General features: G+C 73.0%; 11 protein-coding genes. 6 read left to right on the top strand and 5 right to left on the bottom strand.

Annotation, left to right across the window (positions count from 1 at the left end):
• The 4 genes from E1289_RS35095 to E1289_RS35080 form a co-directional block, all read right to left on the bottom strand.
• On the bottom strand, positions 1-478 hold a 478-nt coding region (locus E1289_RS35095; RefSeq protein ID WP_207929353.1), incomplete at its 3' end, for a hypothetical protein.
• Entirely contained in the window at positions 475-732 is a 258-nt protein-coding gene (locus E1289_RS35090; RefSeq protein WP_131988066.1) for a hypothetical protein, read from the bottom strand. The genes E1289_RS35090 and E1289_RS35095, both read right to left, overlap by 4 nt.
• A 166-nt stretch (positions 733-898) precedes the next feature.
• On the bottom strand, positions 899-1642 hold the full coding sequence (locus E1289_RS35085) for an rRNA methyltransferase (protein ID WP_131988064.1): 744 nt from the start codon (positions 1640-1642) through the stop codon (positions 899-901).
• Positions 1643-1652: 10 nt separating this feature from the next.
• A complete protein-coding gene (locus E1289_RS35080; protein ID WP_243713373.1) occupies positions 1653-2468 on the bottom strand; it encodes a TrmH family RNA methyltransferase in 816 nt (271 codons plus the stop codon).
• Positions 2469-3023: 555 nt separating this feature from the next.
• On the opposite strand from E1289_RS35080, the gene E1289_RS35075 reads away from it, so the two are divergent.
• From E1289_RS35075 to E1289_RS35050, 6 genes are all read left to right on the top strand, one after another.
• Entirely contained in the window at positions 3024-3803 is a 780-nt protein-coding gene (locus E1289_RS35075; protein ID WP_131988060.1) for an NYN domain-containing protein, read from the top strand.
• Between the two features lie 104 nt (positions 3804-3907).
• Positions 3908-4285, top strand: coding sequence for a nuclear transport factor 2 family protein (locus tag E1289_RS35070; RefSeq protein ID WP_243713371.1), 378 nt, complete (start codon positions 3908-3910; stop codon positions 4283-4285).
• A 102-nt stretch (positions 4286-4387) separates the two neighbouring features.
• Complete coding sequence (locus tag E1289_RS35065; RefSeq protein WP_131988058.1) at positions 4388-4771, top strand: VOC family protein; 384 nt, start codon at positions 4388-4390, stop codon at positions 4769-4771.
• Between the two features lie 16 nt (positions 4772-4787).
• Positions 4788-5183, top strand: a complete 396-nt coding sequence (locus E1289_RS35060; protein ID WP_131988056.1) for a YciI family protein — start codon at positions 4788-4790, stop codon at positions 5181-5183.
• The gene (locus E1289_RS35055; RefSeq protein ID WP_207929352.1) at positions 5180-6031 is read left to right on the top strand and encodes a DUF6596 domain-containing protein; all 852 of its coding nucleotides are present in this window, start codon (positions 5180-5182) and stop codon (positions 6029-6031) included. Before E1289_RS35060 ends, E1289_RS35055 begins: the two co-directional genes overlap by 4 nt.
• Positions 6032-6046: 15 nt before the next feature.
• Positions 6047-6514, top strand: a complete 468-nt coding sequence (locus tag E1289_RS35050) for a thioesterase family protein (RefSeq protein WP_165970746.1) — start codon at positions 6047-6049, stop codon at positions 6512-6514.
• A gap of 161 nt (positions 6515-6675) precedes the next feature.
• Here the strand turns inward: E1289_RS35050 and E1289_RS38655 are convergent.
• The coding region (locus E1289_RS38655; RefSeq protein ID WP_165970745.1) for a DUF6569 family protein at positions 6676-7547 on the bottom strand (872 nt) is incomplete at its 5' end.

The raw sequence follows: 7547 nt of genomic DNA, 5'->3' as shown, positions 1-7547 counted from the left end.
GCCGTCGCTCTGGTGGTTGGCGGCCAGCCACGCCTCCCACTGGGCGGCGTCCGCGAAGTGCATCATCGTCCCAGAATGACACTCCGCACCGACAGACGGCGCCGGCGGGGAGCGGGCACGCCCGCCCGGTGTAGGCGGCGTCCCACCGGCCGTCGGCCCGGGCGGCGGCGACCTGCGCGAGGCCGGGCGGACGCATCCGCCCGGCCTCGGTCAGCGCCTCCACCCGCTCGACATTGACCCGCGACCACGGGCTGCCCTTGCGGCGCCGCGAGTACCGCTGCAGGTAGAAGTGCTCGTCGTAGGACTTGCGCTGGCTGTCGATCCACCCGTAGCACAACGCGACGTCCAGGGCCTCGCCGATGGTGACCGAGGTGGCCGCCGACCCCTTCTTGGCGATCTTCAGCCAGGCGCCGCCGTCGCTCTGGTGGTTGGCGGCCAGCCACGCCTCCCACTGGGCGGCGTCCGCGAAGTGCATCATCGTCCCAGAATGACACTCCGCACCGACAGACGGCGCCGGCGGGGAGCGGGCACGCCCGCCCCGAGCAGCGCGGCGCCGAGCCGGTCCAGCCACCCGACGGCGTTCACCACCGCGCCCCGTCGGGCAGCTCCCGGACGCGCCGCCGGCCACGGGACCAGGGCCCACCACCGCCGGGTGGTCCGCCCGTACCAGGTGACGACCCCGGTGTACCGCCACGGCACGGGCAGGTCGATCACGGTGTCCTCGCACGTCATGGCTCGACCGCGCGCAGGACGTGGACGATGCGGTCGGCCGCGCCGGGAACCTCCTCCACGGGCCGATCCCCCCGGCCCCACGCCCAGCGGAAGAGGTGCCCGTCGCAGGTGATGGAGTCGTTGAGCCGCGGCGCGGCGATGACGAGCCGTCCGGCGGGCCAGGTGGTCAGTGGGCTGGGTCGGGCCGGGCGCGAAACAAGGCGACGGCTCTGGTGCCAATCCGGAACGTCGTCTGCGCCCGCGGCCCGTCGTCCAGTCGCAGCCGGCGACCGCGGACGGCGACGGCGATCACGGCGTTCGCGGGCAGCACCACCCTCAAGGCGCGCAGCATGCCCGCGACCCCGGACGCACCGTCGGGGCCCCGCCAGGCGGTCTGCTCGCCGTACGGAACGTCGGTGATCACCACGCCGGGACGGCGGCCGTCCAGAGCCCGGCGAAGCTGGTCGGGATCGAACACATCGGCCCGGTGCACGGCATGCGTAACATCGCTCTGCCCGGTCGCCAGCCCGCGCGCGAGCCGCCGGGCCGCCTGGGCCGCCGCGGTGTAGGAGGGCTTGCCGAAGCGTTCGGCGTGCGTGTCCAGATCGGCGGCCCGGGCAATCAGGCCTTCCCGGCCCAGCAGGGCCAGGTTCTGTTCGGCCAGATGCAGCGCGGCAGGGTCGATGTCGGTGCCCAGCACGGCGGTGATCTGGCGGGGATGCAGCAATGCCAGCACGGTCAGCAGGTAACCACTGCCGCAGCACGGGTCCCACACCAGGGCCGCAGGCTCCCCGTGCAGCGCCAGGGCGCGCTGAAACATCTCACTGGCCAGCCGCACCGGGAAGGCGGGGAACCCGGGCGCCGAACGCAGCACCCCGCCGCTGGCCAGATCTTCGTAATTCTCCCGGACCAGCGCGTAACGGTAGGCCACCGGCTTCCCCCTAGGACCGGCGGGCGCGCTGGCGGGCGGCCTCGTACAACGCGACGGTGGCGGCGCTGGCGGCGTTCAGCGAGCTGGCCGCACCACCGATCGGGATCCGCGCGATCGTGTCGCAGCCCTCCCGCCAGCCCGCGCTCAGCCCCGCAGTCTCGTTCCCGATCACCAGCAGCGTGGGGCCGGTCAGGCCCACCTCGGCGATGTCGGCGGCGCCGTCCTCGTCGGTACCGACCACGGTCAGCCGCTGACCGCCCGCCCGCTCCCGGTGCACCCACTCCAGCACCTCGCGGTGCGAGCGGACGCGGACCACCGGCACCGCCAGCAGCGACCCGGTGGAGGCGCGCACCGCCTTGGGATCGTACGGATCAGCGGCGTGCCCGGTGACGATCAGCCCCCCGCCGCCGAACGCGTCGACCGAACGCACCATCGTGCCAATGTTGCCGGGTCCGGCCGGCCGGTCGAACACCACCCCCACAAACGACGACCCCACCGTGATCCGGGACAGGTCGTCAGCCGGCAGCGCCACCACCGCCACCAGCTCGGGAACCTCCTGCTCCTTACCGCTCAGCCGGCCCAGCAGCTCGGGCGCCATCGCCACCCGCTCGGCCCCCGCCCGCTCCAGCATCCCGGCCGCCCACCGCGACAACGGCCGCTCGGCGTCATGGATCAGCGCCCGCACCGGCCAGCCACGCTCCACCGCCAGGCTGATCGGCCGAACGCCCTGCACCAAGAACTCTCCCGCCCGCTGCCGTTTGTTCCGGTTTCGCAGCAGCGCCTCCCACTGCTGGAACTGCGCGTTGGGCCGCGAAACCCGCAGCACGCCTCCCACCGAACGCCCCCATCTTCGCTTTTACCGGCGAACAGCCTAGTTTCCCACAACACGATCTAGGTCAGAGCCTCCTGCTGTGCCTCCTCGAAACAGCACGCAACTCCCCCAGGTCGGCCCTGAGAAAAGTCTTCGGTCCGTGACGATCCGGGGCCGTCCGGTCGCGCTGGAAGTGAGCGCCTGTCACCAAACGAACGTTTGACGACAGGCGGCGCACGCGTCCAATGAACCCGGACATTCCGAGACCTCCGAGCGGCGCCGCCTGCACCGGGGTCGGCGGTCAGGTGCGGCCCTCCGACCAGATCGGTCTGCGACACGCGCAGTGTCTTGGCCAGGGCAGAGATGTGCGAACGCCGGTCGAGGGTCATGCCGCGTCAGCGGCGCAGGGCGCGGGGGCGGGCTCCGATGGTGGTCTCGTGGTGCACGTCGCACCTCCTCATCGGCATCCCACCCCATAGGCTACGGCCGCGCGGGAATGCACGTCAGGGCAAGCGACAGGCGAATCGACGCGGCCGGCCCCGGGGTCCGGCGGCCCCGAGGAGGAGTGAGATGGTCAGCGAGAACGCCGACCGGCTGGCGGTGCTCATCGACGCCGACAACGCCCAGTCGGCGATGATCGAGGGGCTGCTGGCGGAGGTCGCCAAGTACGGCACCGCCCATGTGAAGCGCGCCTACGGCGACTGGACGGGGACGAGCCTGCGGAGCTGGAAGGCGCATCTGCTCGACCAGTCGATCCAGCCGGTGCAGCAGTTCGCCTACACCACCGGGAAGAACGCCACGGACGCGGCGATGGTCATCGACGCGATGGACCTGCTGTACTCCGACCGGTTCGACGGGTTCTGCCTGGTCTCCAGCGACAGCGACTTCACCCGGCTGGCCTCGCGGATCCGCGAGTCGGGCCTGACCGTGTACGGGTTCGGGGAGCGCAAGACGCCCAAGCCGTTCGTGGCGGCGTGCGACAAGTTCATCTACATCGAGAACCTGATCTACGACCAGGTCTCGGCCGAGCCCGAGGCGGTGGCGCTCAAGGCTGCGCCGCCGTCTTCGGCGGCGGCGCTGAAGCAGGACTCGTCGCTGGTGAACCTGCTGCGCAACGCCGTGGAGGGGGCGTCCGACGAGGACGGGTGGGCGGCGCTGGCGTCGGTCGGGCACATCATCACCAAGCAGCGTCCCGAGTTCGACTCCCGCAACTACGGCTACGCCAAGCTCAGCGACCTGATCCGGGCGACGACGCTGTTCGAGCTGGACCACCGCAGCCCCGGCGACGGGAAATCGAAGATCCTCTATGTGCGGGACAGGCGGCGCCAGGACCGGCGGCCCGGCACCTGAAGCCATAAGTCTCCCTTCTGGTTTCTAGAAGATTCATCTCTTTGACTTCTGCCGGTGGCGGCGCCGACGATGGAGGGGACGCAGACCGGAGACAAGGGGGGACCATGACGGAGCACGAGAAGGCCATGCCCGAGAAAGCCATGCGGCCCGAGGACATCACGCGGCTGTTCGTGGAGCGGTCCAACGCCGGTGACGCGGCGGGGGTCGCGGCGCTCTACGAGGTGGACGCGGTCATGGCCTATCCGCCGGGTTCGCAGACGGTGGGCCGCGAGGCGATCCGGGAACTGTGGGAGAAGGTCCTGGCGAACCGGCCGCGCTTCGAGCCGGAGGAGCCGCTGCCGACGCTGGTCAGCGGTGACCTCGCGCTCACCTCGACACCGCCGCGGGACGGGGCCGGTGCCCGCGCGCAGGTCGCGCGGCGCCAGCCCGACGGCAGCTGGCTGCGCGTGCTGGACCAGCCCGAGTTCGTCACCCCGCGGTAGGAAAAAGAAATCCGGCCGGGGATGTCGAGGGGGCCGCGTCCAGGTCCGTCCTCTGGGGTGAGGCGCCCGAGGTGGGGCGCACCCGGAGGAAGGACACCGGTTATGGGAGCACCTGTGGTGCATTTCGAGATCCTCGGCGCGGACCCGGCGAGGCTCCGCACCTTCTACGGTGAGCTGTTCGGCTGGGCGTTCCAGGTCGGCGACGCCGCCAGCGAGAAGGTGTCGCGGCCGGGCGGCTACGGGTTCGTGCGGCAGGGGACGGCGGAGATCGCCGGGGGCGTCGGCGGCGGCGACGGTTTCGGGCCGCGCGTGCTGTTCTACGTCGGTGTGGACGACGTGGAGGCGGCGCTGGCCCGCGCGGAGGGCCTGGGCGGGGCGCGGCGGATGGGCCCGGAGCCCCGGTCGGGCGGCGATTTCTGCGTCGGGTGGTTCGCCGACCCGGAGGGCAACGTGGTCGGGGTCGCCGGCCCGCCGGCCGTAGGGTGAGCGGGAGGGGGACCCGATGAAGTACCTGCTGCTGATCTACAGCAACGCCGAGAACTGGGAGCATCCGCTGTTCCTGCGCGACCCGGCGTTCCTGGCGCTGCCGCCCGAGGAGCGCGACGCGCTCGCGGCGCGGGCCGAGGAGCTGTTCACCGAGATCACCGAGTCGGGTGAGCTGGTGGCCGGGACGGCGCTGGCCGATCCGGCGACCGCGCGGACGATGCGGGTGCGCGACGGGGTGGCGGTGGCGACCGACGGCCCGTTCGTGGAGACCAAGGAGCAGCTGGCCGGGTACGTGGTGGTGGACTGCGACTCCCCCGAGCGGGCGGCGGAGATCGCGGCGCGGATCCCCGACGCGAGGTTCGCGGCGGTGGAGGTGCGCCCGGTCATGACGGCGTCCGGCCAGGAGATGTGAGCGTCCCGGCGGGGCGGGTCGAGGAGCTGCTGCGCCGGTCGGCGCCCCGGGCGGTGGCGGCGCTGGCGCGGCGCATCAGCCGCGCCAAGCAGCGGATCCGGGCGGCGGGCGGCCGGTTCGCGATGCCGCCCCCGGGTGAGCGGGACGCGCGGGTCCGCGCCGTCCTGCACGTGCTGTACCTGGTCTTCAACGAGGGGTACACGGCCAGTTCGGGCCCGCAGCTGCACCGGGGGGAGCTGACCGGGGAGGCGATCCGGCTGGCGCGGGCGCTGCACGGGCTGCTGCCGCGGGACGGGGAGGCCGCGGGGCTGCTGGCGCTGATGCTGCTCACCGACGCGCGCCGCCCGGCCCGCACCGCCGCGGACGGGAGCCTGGTGCCGCTGGCCGAGCAGGACCGCGCGCTGTGGGACCGGGCGTCCATCGCCGAGGGGACCGCGCTGGTGACCCGGACGCTGGCGCGGGCGCGGCTCGGGCCGTACCAGGCGCAGGCGGCGATCGCGGCGGTGCACGCCGAGGCGGCCCGCGCGGGCGACACCGACTGGCCGCAGCTCGTCGCGCTGTACGAGCTGCTGGAGCGGCTGGACCCGGGCCCGGTGGTGCGGCTCAACCACGCGGTCGCGGTGGCGATGGCGCGGGGTCCGCGGGCGGGGCTGGAGCTGCTGGGGCCGCTGGAGGGCGACGTGCGGATGGCGGGGCATCACCGGCTGCACGCCGTCCGGGCGCACCTGCTGGAGATGGCCGGTGACCGCGCGGGGGCGCTGGCGGAGTTCCGGGCGGCGGCGCGGCTGACGACGAGCGTGCCGGAGCGGCGGTACCTGCGGGGCCGCGCCGCCCGGCTCACCGGATGAGGCAGGATGCCCGGTATGGGTGATGTGTTCACGCATCGGCTGCGGGTGCGGTACAGCGAGTGCGATCAGCAGGGCGTGGTGTTCAACGGCCACTACCTGTTCTTCTACGACGTGGCGCTGACGGAGATGTGGCGGGAGCTGATCGGCGACTACGGGCAGATGGTGGACGACGGCTACGACCTGGTGGTGGCCGAGGCGCGGATCCGGTTCCGGGAGGGCGCCCGGTTCGACGAGCTGCTGGAGGTGTCGATGCCGGTGGCGCATCTGGGGGTGACGAGCATGGTGGTGCGGCCGGTGTTCCGGGTGGAGGGCCGGCTCATCGCCGACGGGGAGGTGCGGCACGTGTTCATCGACCCGGCGTCCAAGTCCAAGCGGGAGATGCCGCCGCGGGTGCGGTCGGCGCTGGAGCCCTTCATGAGCGGCGCCGATCCGGAGGGGGCGGGACAGGCGGCCGGCGCTCCGTCAGGCTCTTTCTCGCCTTGACGACGTCCTCAGCATCGCGCGAATCCCGGATCTGGAATCGGGGTTCCGCCTGACGTGCCCGGCACAGTTCCCGCACCTCCGATTCAAGTGGGTGCCGCTTCCCCGGGGCAACCCCTTTTCCGGGCGGCCCCGGGGCCGGCGGGCGGACGCGGCGGACGGGCTCAGCGGGCGAACAGGGACGCGTAGACGGTGCGGCCGCCGTCGGTGACGATCTGCCCGGCCAGGTGGGGGGCGGTGACGGTGGACAGCCGCAGGTCGAGGTAGCGGTCCTCCTCGTGGAGTTCGGCCCCGTGGAGTTCGGCGGGGACGGCGGCGAGCCATCCGCCGATCCGGGCGAGGCGGGCCGCGCGGTCGCGTTCCAGGGCGCCGCGCAGCCCGTCCAGCCCGCCGCCGTCCGCGGCGAACTCCACGGGGGCGGTCTCCAGGGGTGCGGGGTCGGCGGGAGGGGGCTCGGCGTGCCAGGCGGCGACGCCGTAGGCGAAGCACACCAGCGCGGGCCACATCTCGGCGAAGTAGCCGGGGTCGGGCGCGATTTCCAGGCCGGCGAAGGTCCCGGCGACGAAGAACAGCGCGCCGACCTGCCCGGGCTGCGGCTCCAGCCGCGACCGGAACTGGGTGAGCACGGGCCGCTTGCGCGACAGGATCTGCTCCAGGTGCCCGCGCGGCGGGAGCCCGTAGCGGGCGTTGAGGGCGGCGATGTCCTCCCACAGCTTGCCGTAGCCGTGGACGCCGCGCAGTTCCAGGGCGCGGGCGCGCAGTTCCAGCGGCAGGACGAAGAACCACTGGTCGGCGCCGGCGAGGTAGCCGCCCTGGGACTCCTGGACGCAGCAGGCGTCCTCGAACATCAGGCTCTGCCCGGGCGCCAGGAACGCCGACCGGCACAGGGCGTGGTTCTGGGCGCGGTCCTGGATGTAGCCGATGTGCAGCGGGACGATCGCGACGCCGGACCCGGCGGTGTTGGTCAGCTCGACCCGCCCGTACCCGGCGACCCTGGACAGTTTCAGGCCGGTGCGGGGCGGGGTGAAGCCGGGGC

The sequence above is a fragment of the Actinomadura sp. 6K520 genome, from assembly GCF_004349245.1.
GTDB lineage: Bacteria > Actinomycetota > Actinomycetes > Streptosporangiales > Streptosporangiaceae > Spirillospora.
The sequence above is the reverse complement of the archived record's forward strand: the minus strand, read 5'-3'. Positions and strand labels throughout refer to the sequence as shown.

What these genes read in the sequence shown, in the direction of transcription:
- E1289_RS35090 (WP_131988066.1), bottom strand. Translation starts at nt 732, where the DNA reads ATGACGTGCGAGGACACCGTGATCGACCTGCCCGTGCCGTGGCGGTAC.
- E1289_RS35075 (WP_131988060.1), top strand. Translation starts at nt 3,024, where the DNA reads ATGGTCAGCGAGAACGCCGACCGGCTGGCGGTGCTCATCGACGCCGAC.
- E1289_RS35070 (WP_243713371.1), top strand. Translation starts at nt 3,908, where the DNA reads ATGACGGAGCACGAGAAGGCCATGCCCGAGAAAGCCATGCGGCCCGAG.
- E1289_RS35065 (WP_131988058.1), top strand. Translation starts at nt 4,388, where the DNA reads ATGGGAGCACCTGTGGTGCATTTCGAGATCCTCGGCGCGGACCCGGCG.
- E1289_RS35060 (WP_131988056.1), top strand. Translation starts at nt 4,788, where the DNA reads ATGAAGTACCTGCTGCTGATCTACAGCAACGCCGAGAACTGGGAGCAT.
- E1289_RS35050 (WP_165970746.1), top strand. Translation starts at nt 6,047, where the DNA reads ATGGGTGATGTGTTCACGCATCGGCTGCGGGTGCGGTACAGCGAGTGC.